The following is a 14,167-nucleotide window of genomic DNA, read 5'->3' as shown; positions in this document are numbered from 1 at the left end:
ATGAAACTTACGGTCATAGGCGGCGGTGGCGTCCGCTCCATGTTTTTGGCAAAGAGCATAGCCCAGCAGGCGTCATCGCTTGGAATCGATGAACTTGTGTTTATGGACAATGATCCCGAGAAGCTGCGCATCTACGGTGGCCTTGCCGCCCATGTCTCGGGCATGCTTTGCCCCACGCTTAATTTTTCACTGACGGGCGATGCAGTCGAGGCCGTTAAGGACGCCGATTACGTGATCACGACGATTCGCGTCGGTGGGGACCATATGCGCGTTCGCGATGAGCGCATTGCTCTCTCACATGGGGTTCTTGGCCAAGAGACGACTGGCGCAGCCGGCGTGTCTTTTGCCATGCGCTCCGTCCCTGCGCTTGCTTCGTATTGCGAGTTAATCAAGAAGTACGCAAAGCCGGGCGTCAAGGTGTTTAACTTTACTAATCCCGCTGGCGTCGTATCTCAGGCCTTACGCGATATGGGCTACGATTTTACTTATGGCATTTGCGATGCCCCCTCGGGCATGTTGCATCAGTTTGCCGAGTATAAAGGCGTTGATCCCGCATCGGTTCAGGGCGAGTGCTATGGACTCAACCACCTCTCGTTCTTCCGCAATGTGACGGTTGACGGCGAGGACATCATGCCCGACTTGATCCACGACGACGGGGCATATGCTCATACGGATCTTAGGTTCTTCGAGAAGGATCTCGTTCTAAATCGCGGATGCGTGCCAAATGAGTACCTATACTATTTCTACTATCGCGAGCGCGCCGTTGCCAACGTTCTCTCTTCGCCCCAGACGCGCGGCGAACTAATCGAAGAAATTAATCGAGAAATGACGAGCGAGCTTGCATCTATCGATATTGAGAACGACTTCGAAAAGGGCCTCGCGTGCTTTGAGAAGTGGTACGGAATGCGCGAAAACAACTACATGGCGGCCGAGACAGGTATTCACCGCGACAAGCCGTGGACGTTTGACGTGTACGGCAAAGATGCTGGCGGATACGCAGGTGTTGCGCTCCGTTTCATGGATATTGCTCGCTCTGGCAAGACGCAGCAGATGATCCTGTGCACCCCCAACAATGGCGCCATCCCCGGCCTTCTCGATACAGATGTCATCGAGTCAACGTGCGATATCTCCACCGATGGCTGTGTACCGCATCGCGTCGAAGCCGATTCTGTGCCCGCGGGAAACCTCGAATTGATTCGTCGCGTCAAGTACTACGAGCGCACCGTGGCGCGTGGCATCGTTAACCGATCGAAGCGCGACATTGTCGAGAGCCTCGCGATGCACCCGCTCGTTAATTCGTACTCCTTGGCGAAAGACATCGCCGCGCAGTACTTTGAGCTTAACCGCGACTACATCGACGGCTGGACAGACTAGTCTGGACGTTAAAACTAGAAATCATGGATGGGCGGACCGGCGTTTATATTGGCGCTCGTTCGCCCTGCCTAGTAAGAAAACGGGTATAGAGTGAACTTGCGAGAGAACTTCAATGTCTTTCTGGAATCGGGCGATCGGGCGAAGGGATGCCGGAGTGGCTGCACGATGGCGTTATATATCCCCTTGTTTGTTATGAGCGCGCTTCAAATTGGTGTATCAAACGTTGCAACTGAGCTCGCCTATATCAATCCGTCCATTACGCTTATTTGCACTGTGGTCGCGGCCTTTTTAAACCTGCTTCTATCGAATGTGGCTTTTTCATTATTTGCCGTCGACCGGTCCAAAGAGACGGTGCAACCTGCTCGAACCCCTCCGGTTTATCTCTTGGCCTCGACGGTTCCCCTCCAGATTTCTGGGGCGCTGCTAATTTATTTGGTTCACTTGATTTTATCGGCAATTGTAGTCTTTGCCTCGCTTGCGAGCAGCCAGCTCGGGGTGTTGTGCTCGCTTGTGGTGGCAGTAATCGTGACGCTTCTTTCCGCGTCGTTCGTATTCGTGTTAATTGAAGATGCGGGCGTGGAGCAGAGGGGACTACGAGGCATTCGGTTTGCACCACGCTACATCATGCGTTCGGTCACGGTGCTTCGTTCCTCCTGCAGAGAAATCGCGCGTCCCGCAACGCTGCTAGTGGCATGGAACCTGGTTGCAAGTTGCGCTATCCAGGTTCTTGTTGGATGGGTAGTTTCGAGTGCGGCGCTGCCGTCGGCACTTTCAGTGACGGCGCTTGTACATGAGGGACTTTATAATGGGGCGTTTGCTTATATCCTTCTTTTGCTAGTTCATTGTGCGGTTGCGAGTTGGCTCGAAATTGACGTGCTCATGGGGGTGTCCTTGTGCGTATCCGAGCAGGCGCGATAGCCCGAAGATGAAGCCGCGTTTTCGACATTGAGTTCCTGCGTACCTTGCTTTCTAAGTAGAATTGGCGCGCCGTCTGTTAACGATCGTTTTCCAAGAATTCTTTTGTTGCTCATTTTATAGACTTCTCATTGCTATAATCGCCCACCGCTCAAGATAATCGGAGAGGTTTTCCTATATGGCCCAAACAAAGCAAGGTGGTATCGCACTCAGGCAGTGGCTCCCGCTTATCGGGCTCACCTGCTGTGCGTTCGTGTTCAACACGTCGGAGTTTATGCCCATCGGCCTTTTGACTGATATCGCCGCGTCGTTCTCGCTCACCGAGGCCCAGGCGGGCATCATGATCTCGGTCTATGCCTGGGGCGTCATGCTGCTGTCGCTGCCGCTCATGGTGTTCGCCTCGCGCTTTGAGTTCAAGCGGATGCTGCTGGGCGTGCTGGCCGTGTTCTCGCTCGGTCAGTTCCTGTCCGCTGTGGCGCCGACCTATCCCATCCTGGTCTGCGCGCGCCTGGTGGTCGCTTGCGCACATGCCGTGTTCTGGTCGGTCGCCTCGATTATGGCCTCGCGTCTGGTTGACACGCGCCACGGCGCGCTCGCCATCAGCATGATCGCTACGGGCTCGTCCATCGCGCAGATCTTTGGCCTGCCTCTCGGTCGCGCCATTGGCTTGGCCGTGGGCTGGCGCATGACGTTTGCCGTGGTCGGAGCGCTGTCTGCTGTCGCGGTCGTCTACCAGGCCACGGTGTTTCCTGTCATGCCAGCGGGCGAGCGTTTTACGCTCAAGCAGCTGCCCGAGCTGCTCAAGAACCCGTTCCTCATCGCACTCTATGTGGTCACGGTGTTCATGGCGACCGGCTATTACGCGGGCTATAGCTATATCGAGCCTTTCCTGGCTCAGGTCGCGCATGTCGACGCAAGCGCCATCACTATGACGCTGACGGCGTTCGGCTGCTCTGGTCTGCTCGGAAGCTGGCTGTTTGGCCGCCTGTTCGATGGGCATCGCTTCCCGTTCCTTGCAATTACGCTCTCCGGCGTGCCGGCGGCCCTGCTGCTCATGGGTCCGGCCGCATCGTCGCTCGCGGCAGTGCTTGCCGTCTGCGCGCTGTGGGGCTGCTGCGCCACGGCCTTTAATGTGGCGTTTCAAGCCGAGCTCATCAAGTACACGCCCGCGGATTCGTCGGCTGTCGCCATGTCGATCTTCTCGGGCCTGTTCAATCTCGGTATTGGCACGGGCACCGCGATCGGCGGCGCCGTGGTTTCGGGTCCCGGTATCGCTTGGATCGGCTTTGCGGGCGGGGCGATCGCCGTCGTGGGCGTCATCCTCGCCATTACGGTGCTGTTCCCGGCCATACGCCGCGCCAAGCCCGTCGCCTAATCACGTCCCCTCATCAGTTGCGGTGGAATAGTTCTTGTTTAAGGCCTCTGAAGACCCAAGCAGGAACTATTCCACCGCAACTTATTTTGGGGAAGAGGATACAAGCTGGGCATACAATGGGTGGCGTTGCGTGAAGGATTTCTGGGAGGCTGTTATGTGGGCATACGAGACGACGTTCTATCAGATCTATCCGCTGGGCTTTTGCGGAGCTCCGCACGAGAATGCCGCGCCCGTTGCCGAGGACGAGCTCGCCCAGGTTGCCAACGCCGCGCCCAATCCCGACGCTCCCATCATGAAGATCGCCCAATGGGCCGACTACCTGCAGGAACTCGGCGTTGGCGCCGTGCTCATCAACCCGCCGCTCGAGTCCGATAGCCACGGCTACGACACGCGCAGCCTGCGCCATATTGACCGCCGCCTGGGTAGGGATGCCGACTTTGCCGCCGTGTGTGAGACGCTGCATGCCCACGGCATCCGTGTGGTGCTCGATGCCGTCTTCAACCACGTCGGTCGCGGCTTTTGGGCCTTCCGTGATGTGCAGGAGCGCAAGTGGGATTCGCCGTACAAGGACTGGTTCCACATCAGCTTCGACGGTGACTCGTGCTACGGCGACGGCTTTTGGTACGAGGGCTGGGAGGGCCATTTTGAGCTTGTGAAGCTCAACCTGCAAAACCCCGCTGTGGTTGATTACCTGCTTGAGTCCGTGCGTCACTGGGCCGAGGTCTTTGGCATCGACGGCCTGCGCCTGGACGTCGCCTATATGCTCGACCGCGACTTCATGCGCTGCCTGCACGCCTTTACCCGTGAGCTCAAGTCCGACTTTGTGCTGATTGGTGAGACGCTCCACGGCGACTACAACCAGATCGTCAACGACGAGATGCTCGACTCCTGCACCAACTACGAGTGCTACAAGGGCCTGTACTCCAGCTTTAACTCGGTCAACATGTTCGAGATCGCCCACTCGTTGCACCGTCAGTTTGGCGGCGACCCGTGGTGCATCTACCGCGGCAAACACCTGCTGTCTTTTGTCGACAACCACGATGTGCCGCGCCTGGCAAGCATCCTGACGGACAAGTCCTGCCTGCGCCCCGCTTATGGCATGCTCTTTGGCATGCCGGGCATCCCGTGCGTCTACTATGGTAGCGAGTGGGGAATTCCTGGCGAAAAGGGCGGCCCCGATGGCGACTGGGCGCTGCGACCTGCGCTCGATGAGCCTGCGCCCAACGAGCTGACGGCCTTCATCAAGCAGCTCACGCACCTGCGCTCGACAGACAGCGCGGCGGCCCGCGCCCTCAACTACGGTGCCTATCGCAACGTGGTGATCCAGAACAAGCAGCTGCTGTTCGAGCGCGCCTGTGACGGCGCGACGGTGCTCGTGGCGGTGAACGCCGTGGGCGAGCCTTACACCTTTGGCGCCGGCGAGCTCAACGGCTCCTTTGTCGATCTGCTTGCCGACGACGCGCTCGCGGTCGAGCTGACGGGCACCCTCGAGCTTGCGCCCTACGAGGTGCGCTATCTGTTGAGGGCCTAGATCATGGCGGCGTCCGACGAGGGCTATCAACATATTGAGCATGGGTTTGAGCCCGTGTTCGACCAGCACTCGCGCGTTTTGGTGCTCGGGTCGTTTCCCTCGGTGCTTTCGCGCGCCAATGCCTTCTACTATGGCAATCCGCAGAATCGCTTTTGGCGCGTGATGGCCGCGTGCCTCGGTGTGCCTGTGCCGCCCAACGAGGGCGATCCTTTGGCAAGCGGTGAGCACGCGGCGCTCGATGCCTCCATTGCCGTCAAGCGATCTATGCTGCTTTACGGCGGCGTAGCCCTATGGGATGTGATTGAGAGCTGCGACATTAAGGGCTCGAGTGACGCGAGCATTCGCAACGTTGTGCCGGCACATATCGAGTGCATTACCGGCGCAGCCCCCATTGAGCAGGTGATATGCAACGGTGGCACAGCTGGTCGGCTCTACAGGCGCTATCTACAAGAACGCACCGGGCTGCCCGCCATCGTTCTGCCGTCGACAAGTCCCGCCAATGCGGCATGGCGCCTGGAACGCCTTGTCGAGCGCTGGCGCGATGCCGTTGATTGGGGCGCTCTGTAATTTAGATATCTGATTGGGCGCGGGTGCCGAGGCGTTTGATGATGACGCGCCAGATTGGTGCGGGCACGGCGGGCCTGGCACGCACCATGCCGTCGGCATCGACACTACCGGCATTGCCACCGCCAAGCAGCTGCGCATGCTCGATGGAGCAGCCCATGCGCACAGCGCCTACAAGCTTATCCATCGCTTCCGAAAATGGTCGGCGCAAGACGCCCATGCGTGGGGAATGGTGAAGCGCTGCGATGCCGCTGCCGGCACAGATGACAACGCCGTCGCACCATGGCAGGTCACGTAGAATGCATGCCCGGTGCAAGCGGTCGAGGACTTCGTCCGCCTGCTTGTTGTTTTTTGACAGGGCCTGGACGACGACATAGATGCGTGTCTCTGTATTCCCAAGGCGATCGAGTATCTGCTCGACAGCAATCATAGCCTCATCATCAAATGCATCGTCAACAGCGAGCACCATGCCATCGACTGCACCGGCATCATTTGCCTTCAAGTTGACTGGGCGGGGGAGTACGGTGCCAGAAAGCTGGGCATAGGCGGCGATGGCATCCTGGAGGTCCCAGAGCAAAAACTCAAGATCGGCGCTCTCGGGAATACTGACAAACGCGATGTTATACAGCGTTTTTGGTATATCGCCGTGTGCGGTCGTCTCCATGCCGCCTCCTTTCCGGTTGGTTTCCGTTTAGGTTACACCGTCTGGCGGCGTCTCGCCGCGCTATCCTAGTGCAACCCTTACGAAAGGAACGCCATGCGTCTGCCCATGAATACCTCGCTTGCCACGCTCAAGCCCTCCGGCATCCGTCGGATCAATGCGCTCGCCGCCCAGCATCCGGGGTGCATCGCGCTTGCGCTTGGCGAGCCTGATTTTCCCACGCCCGATGTGATTAGCGCCGAGGTGACCGCCGCGCTGGGCCGCGGCGACACGCACTATCCGCCCAACAACGGTCGCCCCGCCCTGCGCGAGGCGCTGTCTGCCTACATGGGGGACGCGGGCCTTACGTTTTCGGCCGACGAGGTCATCCTGACCGACGGAGCGACCGAGGCCCTGTCGGCAACATTTATGGCTATGCTCAACCCCGGCGACGAGGTCATTATCCCAACGCCGGCCTTTGGCCTGTACGAGAGCATCGTCGTGGCCAATCATGCCAAAGCGGTCTTTTTGGATACAGAGCCTGCACAATTCCAGATTGACGAAGACGCACTTCGTGATTGCGTGACACCGGCGACTAAGGCCATCGTCATCTGCTCGCCCAACAATCCCACGGGTTGCATCCTCGACGCGGCGTCGCTCGACGCCGTGGCGCGCGTGACAGACCAGACGGGCATCTACGTAATCTGCGACGACGTATATAACCGCCTGGTCTACGTGGACGGCTACGAGCGATTTGCCCAGCGTCACCCGGAGCTTCGCGATCAGACGGTAGTTATCGAGAGCTTCTCCAAGCCCTGGGCCATGACCGGCTGGCGCTTAGGTTGGCTCGCAGCCGCAGCCCCCGTCATCGCCGAGATCGCAAAAGCTCACCAATACCTAGTATCGAGCGCCGTCTCCTTCGAGATGGACGCCGCAGCCCGAGCCCTGACCGTCGACCCAGCCCCCATGCTCAAAGTCTACCGAGCCCGCCGCGAACGCGTACTCGCAGCCTTAGACGCCATGGGCCTCGACGTAGTAGAGCCCGCAGGAGCCTTCTACACTTTCCCGAGCATCAAACAGTATGGCCTAACCAGCAAAGACTTCTGTATCAAAGCCATCAAAGAAGCAAACGTAGCCCTAGTCCCAGGCGACTGTTTCGGCACCGAAGGCCACATCCGCCTCAGCTACTGCGTCTCCGACAAAGATCTGGACGAAGGCCTAAATCGCCTGTCCACCTTCATTTCAACCCTGTAGCCATCAGGGACGCAACACATCAGCCCACCGACCCAAGCATTATGAGTGGGGCGCGCCGGCCAACGGAAAACCGGGCTGCCCCATAGTTGACGCAGGTCGCGCCGCCGAAGGCCAGGCGCAAGCTTTTCGTAGATTCCGCACGAGCCGAAGAGCACTTAATGTGCTCTTCGTGCGAGCCCAGGACCTGACCGAGCGAAAAGCTTGCGCCTGGCCTTCGGCGGCGCGACCGAGATGGTGGAATTGTGTGCAGCCAGGGTTGCCGTTGACCGACGCCGGGGTCCCCGCCATAATACTTTCGGTTCACGCACGAATCCGCTGCCAGAGACAGCCGGTGCAAACGGGCATCGCCCGCGAGCTTAATGGGATATCCCGCCAGCCGAGGTGGTCGAGTAGATATGTCTTCTCGCCCCCGTCGCTCATGCAGCGCGGGGGCTTTCTTTTTGGACATGCCCCCGTCACGTCCTTGTGGCGGACCGTGCCCGGAAAGAATTCGAGGAGGTGTAATTCATGCCCCAGCAGTACAAAATCGACAAGGTTGCAGAGATCGAGTCCCGTATCGCCGAGAACGCCGGTCTGTTCGTCGTCAACTACAACGGTCTGACGGTTAAGCAGGCTCAGGAGCTGCGTCATCAGCTTCGCGAGTGCGGCGCCGAGATGAAGGTCTACAAGAACAACCTGGTCAAGATCGCTCTCAAGAACCAGGAGCAGCCCGAGCTCGACGAGATCCTCGCCGGCCCCGTCGCTTATGTGTTCTACGAGTCCGAGCCGGTCGAGGCCGCTAAGGCCCTTAAGGACTTCTCTGCTAAGTCCAAGGGCGTCCTTGAGATCAAGGGCGGTATCTCCGACGGCAAGGCCGTTTCCGCTGATGATGTTAAGGCTATCGCCGAGCTGCCCACCAAGGATCAGCTTCTCGGCCAGATCGCCGGTCTCATCTCCGGTTTCGCTCGCGACATCGCTGTCTGCGTCAACGGCGTTTCCTCTGGTCTCGCTCGTTCGATCCAGCAGGTCTCCGAGCAGAAGGCAGCCTAGTCGCTGCTTTCACCCGCGGCGGCAACGTCGCACCCCTGGCGCATTCGCGCCGTGTTTTAACTGATCTCCGTGCACAGACACGGAAACCGAAAGGACTTAGAAATGGCTAAGCTTACCACCGATGAGATCATCGATGCTCTTAAGGAAATGACCCTTCTCGAGGCTTCCGAGCTCGTTAAGGCTATCGAGGACACCTTCGGCGTTTCCGCCGCTGCTCCTGCCGCTGTTGTCGCCGCTCCCGCTGCTGGCGCTGCTGAGGCCGAGGAGAAGACCGAGTTTGACGTCGTGCTCGAGGGCTTCGGCGACAACAAGATCCAGGTCATCAAGGCCGTCCGTGAGCTCACCAACCTTGGCCTGAAGGAGGCCAAGGAGGTCGTCGAGGGCGCTCCCAAGGCTGTTCTCGAGGGTGCCAAGAAGGAGGACGCCGAGGCTGCCAAGGAGAAGCTCGAGGCTGCTGGCGCTGCTGTCACCCTCAAGTAATCAGGCTTTCTCGCCAGATTTCTTTGCAGACGGGGTTCGCATTGCGAGCCCCGTCTTTTTTGTTTTGGCCTCTCATTCCCATTGCTCGGCACGCAGAACACCGTTGTCTTCGCCGTGCCAATCCCGTTACCGCTGGGGCGTAAAATTGCACCATTCGAGCAATAATTTGCGTTGACCTGCTGAAGAATTGCGTTTGCCTTACGGTGACGTATGTCTCCGGCGGTAAGATACTTCGGTATCGCAATTTGGTCTGCGGCCGCCGTGCCGCACGCACAGGGCGCATCCTGCGCCTGCGAAAGGATCCTTGAATAACATGAAGGCAATCATCCCCGCCGCCGGTCTTGGCACGCGTTTTCTGCCTGGCACCAAGTGCACGCCCAAAGAGATGCTGCCGGTGCTCGACAAGCCGGTCATCCAGTACGTCGTTGAGGAGGCGCTCGACCCCGAGGAGGTCGATGATGCCATTATCGTCACCTCTCCCGGCAAGCCCGAGTTGCTGAGCTACTTCCAGCCCGATCGTTCGCTCGAGAACCTGCTGCGCGAGCGCGGCAAGGATGCTTATGCCGACGCCGTCGCCCATGCGGGCGGTATGCCGGTCGACTTCCGTTATCAGTACGAGCCCAAGGGCCTCGGTCACGCCATTCGCTCTGCCGCTGACGCTGTGGCGGGGGAGAACTTCCTGGTTCTTCTGGGCGACTACGTTGTGCCCAACCGCGACATCTGCGATAAGATGCTCGCCGTTTCCAAGGAGCACGGTGGCGCTTCGGTTATCGCCGTTGCCGCGTGCGCTCCCGAGGAGGTCAGCCGCTACGGCGTTATCGCCGGCGATCGCGTGGGCTCTCTCGAGGGCTTCGAGAATGCCGCCGACGACGAGCCCGGTGCCGTTTGGCGCATCGGCGGCCTGGTCGAGAAGCCCGCTCCCGAGGCGGCTCCGTCCAACCTGTACATCGTTGGTCGCTACCTGCTGAGCCCGCTGGTCATGGACCTGCTGGCCGATCAGCAGGCCGGTAAGGGCGGCGAGATCCAGCTGACCGACGCCATGGCACGTTCGCTCGACCGCGAGGCCATGTATGCAGTCGTCATCGACCCGCTGTCGGGCTACGACACCGGCACTCCCTCTGGCTGGATGGCCACCAACGCCCTCATGGCTGCAAGCGACCCCCGCTTTGCCAGCGCCTTCTGGGACGCCATCGACGAGCGCGGCGGATTGATGCGTAAGTAAGCCTTCGGGCATCGACATTTACGGGCGCGGACTTCGGTTCGCGCCCGTTTTTTATAAGAGCTGCGATTGCTGGCTCCCTGTTCACAGAAAATATATGAACAGATGTTCGATACACATACATCTACCTGCGTGTTTTCCGTCGAAAAACTTTGCTACTCCAAAAACTCAATCGCGTCAAGGCTTTTCTTGCCCAACGGTCGGTACCTGATAAACTATTAGGTTGCGATAACTGGCGAAGCTATGCCTCGCCAACCCACCGAGCATTTCCGTGAAGGAGGAAAAACCTGGTGACCTACGCATACACTGCCACTGAGCGCAAGCGCGTCAGCTTCGGGAAAATCCCGGAGGCCATGGAGCTCCCCAACCTTATCTCTGTTCAAAGGGAATCCTTTGAGCGTTTTAAGGACGAGGGCCTTCGTGAGGCGTTCAAGGAATCCAGCCCCATCCAGAGCCAGAACCATGTTCTCGAGGTTACCTTCGGCGAGCATCAGTTCGGCGACCCCGCGCACACCGTCGAGGAGTGCCGCGAGAAGGATATGACCTATCAGGCTCCGCTTCTGACCGACGTCCGTCTCACCAACAAGGAGACCGGCGAGATCAAGGAGCAGCTCGTCTTCATGGGCGACTTCCCCATGATGACCGATCAGGGCACCTTCATCATCAACGGTACCGAGCGTATCGTCGTCTCGCAGCTCGTCCGCTCCCCGGGCGTGTACTACAGCTCCGAGATGGATTCGGGCAAGCAGATCTACAAGGCCCAGATCATCCCGTCCCGCGGTGCCTGGCTTGAGTTCGAGGTCGACAAGCGCGACCAGCTCATGGTCTCCATCGACCGTAAGCGCAAGCAGAGCGCCACGATGTTCCTGCGCGCCCTTGGCATCGCCGTCACCAACGACGATATCATCGAGCTGCTCGGCAACTCCGATGTGATCAAGCGCACCCTCGAGCGCGATACCGCCCTTACCCGCGAGGATGCTCTTATCGAGATCTACCGTCGCCTGCGCCCGGGCGAGCCTCCCACCGTGGATGCTTCCCGCAGCCTGCTCGAGGGCCTGCTCTTCAACCCGCAGCGCTACGATCTGGCCCGCGTCGGTCGCTACAAGGTCAACAAGAAGCTCAACCTCACCACCGAGGAAGAGGTCACGGTGCTCACCGACGAGGACATCGTCGCTACGCTTCGCTACCTGCTGTCCCTCGCTGCCGGCGAGCAGGGCTTCAAGGTCGACGACATCGACCACTTTGGCAACCGCCGCATTCGCACCGTCGGCGAGCTCGTCGCCAACCAGTTCCGTATCGGCATGAGCCGTATGGAGCGCGTCGTCCGTGAGCGCATGAGCTCCCAGGACATCGACGAGATCACCCCGCAGTCGCTCATCAACATCCGTCCGATCGTGGCCTCTATCAAGGAGTTCTTCGGTTCCTCGCAGCTCTCGCAGTTCATGGATCAGGCGAACCCCCTGACCGGTCTGACTCACAAGCGCCGTCTGTCCGCACTCGGCCCTGGCGGCCTTGCCGGCCACAAGTCGGGCTCCAGCCGCCGCACCAACGTGCCGACGGCCGTCCGCGACGTTCACAACTCGCACTACAGCCGCATGTGCCCGATCGAGACCCCCGAAGGCCCCAACATCGGCCTGATCGGCTCGCTCGCCCTCTACGCCCGCGTCAACGAGTATGGCTTCATCGAGGCCCCGTTCCGTCGTGTCGAGAACGGCGTTGCCACCGACCAGATCGACTGGATGACCGCTGACGAGGAAGAGAAGCACGTCATCGCGCCGGCCAACACGCCGCTCGATCCCAAGACCAACGAGTTCATCACGACCGATGCCGAGGGCAAGATCGTCCGTCCGCATACCGTGATCGCCCGTACCCGCGACTTCGACGGCTCCTTCGGCGCTCCCGCCGACGTGCCTGTCGAGGACGTCGACTACATGGACGTCTCGCCGCGTCAGATGCTCTCCGTCGCAGCCACGCTGATTCCGTTCCTCGAGCACGACGACGCCAAGCGTACGCTCATGGGCGCCAACATGCAGCGTCAGGCCGTGCCGCTGGTTCACCCCGCCGCTCCCTATGTCGGTACTGGCATGGAGCGTCGCGCCGCCCTGGACTCTGGCGAGGTTACCCTGGCCAAGAACGCCGGCGAAGTCATCTATGCCGACGCCTCCAAGATTATCGTCAAGCACGCCGGCGGCATGGACGAGTATCACCTGGCCAAGTACCAGCGCTCCAACCAGTCCACCTGCATCAACCACCGTCCGCTCGTGCGCGTCGGTGACACCGTTGAGCAGGGCGAGCCTCTGGCCGACGGTCCTTCGACCGATCATGGCGAGCTCGCACTGGGCCAGAACCTCACCGTGGCATACATGCCGTGGGAAGGCTTCAACTACGAGGACGGTATCGTCGTGTCCGAGCGCCTGGTGGCCGAGGACCTGCTGACGACCATCAATATCACCCGTCACGAGATCGACGCCCGCGACACCAAGCTCGGCCCCGAGGAGATCACTCGCGAGATCCCGAACCTCTCCGAGGACATGCTTGCCAACCTCGACGAGGACGGCATCATCCGCATCGGCGCCGAGGTCGGCCCTGGCGACATCCTGGTCGGCAAGGTCACGCCTAAGGGCGAGAGCGCTCTGACCGCCGAGGAGCGCCTGCTGCGCGCCATCTTCGGTGCCAAGGCTCACGATGTTCGCGACACCTCCCTTAAGATGCCTCACGGCGCTTATGGCCGCGTCATCGACGTCGTCCGCTTTAGCCGCGAGAACGGCGACGACCTGGCCCCCGGCGTCAACGAGCAGGTGCGCGTCTACGTCGCCCAGCGTCGTAAGATCCAGCAGGGCGATAAGATCGCCGGTCGCCACGGCAACAAGGGCGTTATCTGTAACGTTCTGCCGGTCGAGGACATGCCCTACATGGCTGACGGTACCCCGATCGACGTTATCCTCAACCCGCTGGGCGTTCCTTCGCGTATGAACGTCGGTCAGCTGCTCGAGTGCCACCTTGGCTGGGCTGCTGCCTGCGGTTGGGATACCGAGGATGCCGACTCCGACAAGTATGTCCCCGGTCCGTTCTTCGTCTCGACGCCCGTCTTCGACGGCGCCAAGGAGGACGAGATCGCCGAGGTCATCTGTCGCGCCAACAAGAACATGCTCAACAAGGCCACCGCTGCCTTTGGCGATCACATGCGCCCCGAGTTTGTCACCCAGCTTGACGAGCGCGGCAAGACCCGCCTGTTCGACGGCCGCACCGGCGAGGAGTTCCGCGAGCCCATTACCGTGGGTACGTCCTACATCCTCAAGCTCGGCCACATGGTCGACGACAAGATCCACGCCCGTTCGACCGGCCCTTACAGCCTGGTTACCCAGCAACCGCTGGGCGGCAAGGCTCAGTTCGGCGGCCAGCGCTTCGGCGAGATGGAAGTTTGGGCACTGTACGCATACGGTGCTGCCAACGTCCTGCAGGAGATCCTGACCGTCAAGTCCGACGATACCGTGGGCCGCGTCAAGACCTACGAGTCCATCGTCAAGGGCGAGAACGTCCCGGTTCCGGGTATCCCCGAGTCCTTCAAGGTTCTCGTCAAGGAGATCCGTTCCCTCGCACTGGACATCGAGCCCATGCACGATGCCGACGAGGACGCCTCCGCCCCTGTGACCGCCGAGGAGACCTCTGCTCTCGACGACCTGGCTGCGCTCGCCGGCGTTGACACCGACGTTGAGGCCCAGGATGCCGAGACCGCCGAGGCACCCGAGGCTGTCGCCGCCACGACCACTGATAAGGAGTAGTTGA

At 60.2% G+C, this 14,167-nt stretch carries 11 protein-coding genes; 10 read left to right on the top strand and 1 reads right to left on the bottom strand.

Translation table 11 applies throughout. The features are described 5' to 3' along the window. The 5 genes from ACRX4W_RS00880 (at window position 1) to ACRX4W_RS00860 (ending at window position 5,762) form a co-directional block, all read left to right on the top strand. Window positions 1–1,374: a family 4 glycosyl hydrolase gene (locus ACRX4W_RS00880; protein ID WP_117583084.1), complete on the top strand. Its 1,374-nt coding sequence runs from the start codon at window positions 1–3 to the stop codon at window positions 1,372–1,374. 165 nt (window positions 1,375–1,539) lie between these two features. Next, entirely contained in the window at window positions 1,540–2,292 is a 753-nt protein-coding gene (locus ACRX4W_RS00875) for a hypothetical protein (protein WP_432298915.1), read from the top strand. Between the two features lie 175 nt (window positions 2,293–2,467). Next, window positions 2,468–3,664, top strand: coding sequence for an MFS transporter (locus ACRX4W_RS00870; protein WP_432298914.1), 1,197 nt, complete (start codon window positions 2,468–2,470; stop codon window positions 3,662–3,664). A 154-nt stretch (window positions 3,665–3,818) separates the two neighbouring features. After that, a complete protein-coding gene (locus tag ACRX4W_RS00865) occupies window positions 3,819–5,195 on the top strand; it encodes an alpha-amylase family glycosyl hydrolase (RefSeq protein ID WP_118079361.1) in 1,377 nt (458 codons plus the stop codon). Window positions 5,196–5,198: 3 nt separating this feature from the next. Next, complete coding sequence (locus tag ACRX4W_RS00860; protein ID WP_118079363.1) at window positions 5,199–5,762, top strand: DNA-deoxyinosine glycosylase; 564 nt, start codon at window positions 5,199–5,201, stop codon at window positions 5,760–5,762. A 1-nt stretch (window position 5,763) separates the two neighbouring features. Here the strand turns inward: ACRX4W_RS00860 and ACRX4W_RS00855 are convergent, their stop codons facing one another. Further along, complete coding sequence (locus tag ACRX4W_RS00855) at window positions 5,764–6,423, bottom strand: hypothetical protein (protein WP_118079365.1); 660 nt, start codon at window positions 6,421–6,423, stop codon at window positions 5,764–5,766. A gap of 93 nt (window positions 6,424–6,516) precedes the next feature. Here ACRX4W_RS00855 and ACRX4W_RS00850 point away from each other — a divergent pair, with 93 nt between their 5' ends. From ACRX4W_RS00850 to rpoB, 5 genes are all read left to right on the top strand, one after another. Beyond that, window positions 6,517–7,653: a pyridoxal phosphate-dependent aminotransferase gene (locus tag ACRX4W_RS00850; RefSeq protein WP_118079367.1), complete on the top strand. Its 1,137-nt coding sequence runs from the start codon at window positions 6,517–6,519 to the stop codon at window positions 7,651–7,653. A 507-nt stretch (window positions 7,654–8,160) separates the two neighbouring features. Next, window positions 8,161–8,682 carry a 50S ribosomal protein L10 gene (rplJ, locus tag ACRX4W_RS00845; protein ID WP_006235004.1) on the top strand — a complete coding sequence of 174 codons (522 nt, stop codon included), beginning with the start codon at window positions 8,161–8,163 and terminating at the stop codon, window positions 8,680–8,682. A gap of 102 nt (window positions 8,683–8,784) precedes the next feature. Further along, a complete protein-coding gene (gene rplL / locus ACRX4W_RS00840) occupies window positions 8,785–9,162 on the top strand; it encodes a 50S ribosomal protein L7/L12 (RefSeq protein ID WP_006235005.1) in 378 nt (125 codons plus the stop codon). 313 nt (window positions 9,163–9,475) lie between these two features. Further along, the gene (locus ACRX4W_RS00835) at window positions 9,476–10,384 is read left to right on the top strand and encodes a UTP--glucose-1-phosphate uridylyltransferase (RefSeq protein ID WP_118079369.1); all 909 of its coding nucleotides are present in this window, start codon (window positions 9,476–9,478) and stop codon (window positions 10,382–10,384) included. A 287-nt stretch (window positions 10,385–10,671) separates the two neighbouring features. After that, window positions 10,672–14,163 (top strand): DNA-directed RNA polymerase subunit beta, encoded by a 3,492-nt coding sequence (gene rpoB / locus ACRX4W_RS00830; RefSeq protein ID WP_255415126.1) that lies wholly within the window; start codon window positions 10,672–10,674, stop codon window positions 14,161–14,163. The last annotated feature ends 4 nt before the right edge of the window (window positions 14,164–14,167 follow it).

The sequence above is a fragment of the Collinsella aerofaciens genome (assembly GCF_964283865.1).
Classification (GTDB): domain Bacteria; phylum Actinomycetota; class Coriobacteriia; order Coriobacteriales; family Coriobacteriaceae; genus Collinsella.
This window is presented reverse-complemented; position numbering and strand designations above follow the sequence as displayed.

What these genes read in the sequence shown, in the direction of transcription:
- ACRX4W_RS00855 (WP_118079365.1), bottom strand. Translation starts at nt 6,423, where the DNA reads ATGGAGACGACCGCACACGGCGATATACCAAAAACGCTGTATAACATC.
- ACRX4W_RS00875 (WP_432298915.1), top strand. Translation starts at nt 1,540, where the DNA reads ATGGCGTTATATATCCCCTTGTTTGTTATGAGCGCGCTTCAAATTGGT.
- ACRX4W_RS00870 (WP_432298914.1), top strand. Translation starts at nt 2,468, where the DNA reads ATGGCCCAAACAAAGCAAGGTGGTATCGCACTCAGGCAGTGGCTCCCG.
- rplL (WP_006235005.1), top strand. Translation starts at nt 8,785, where the DNA reads ATGGCTAAGCTTACCACCGATGAGATCATCGATGCTCTTAAGGAAATG.
- ACRX4W_RS00860 (WP_118079363.1), top strand. Translation starts at nt 5,199, where the DNA reads ATGGCGGCGTCCGACGAGGGCTATCAACATATTGAGCATGGGTTTGAG.
- ACRX4W_RS00865 (WP_118079361.1), top strand. Translation starts at nt 3,819, where the DNA reads ATGTGGGCATACGAGACGACGTTCTATCAGATCTATCCGCTGGGCTTT.
- ACRX4W_RS00850 (WP_118079367.1), top strand. Translation starts at nt 6,517, where the DNA reads ATGCGTCTGCCCATGAATACCTCGCTTGCCACGCTCAAGCCCTCCGGC.
- ACRX4W_RS00835 (WP_118079369.1), top strand. Translation starts at nt 9,476, where the DNA reads ATGAAGGCAATCATCCCCGCCGCCGGTCTTGGCACGCGTTTTCTGCCT.
- ACRX4W_RS00880 (WP_117583084.1), top strand. Translation starts at nt 1, where the DNA reads ATGAAACTTACGGTCATAGGCGGCGGTGGCGTCCGCTCCATGTTTTTG.
- rplJ (WP_006235004.1), top strand. Translation starts at nt 8,161, where the DNA reads ATGCCCCAGCAGTACAAAATCGACAAGGTTGCAGAGATCGAGTCCCGT.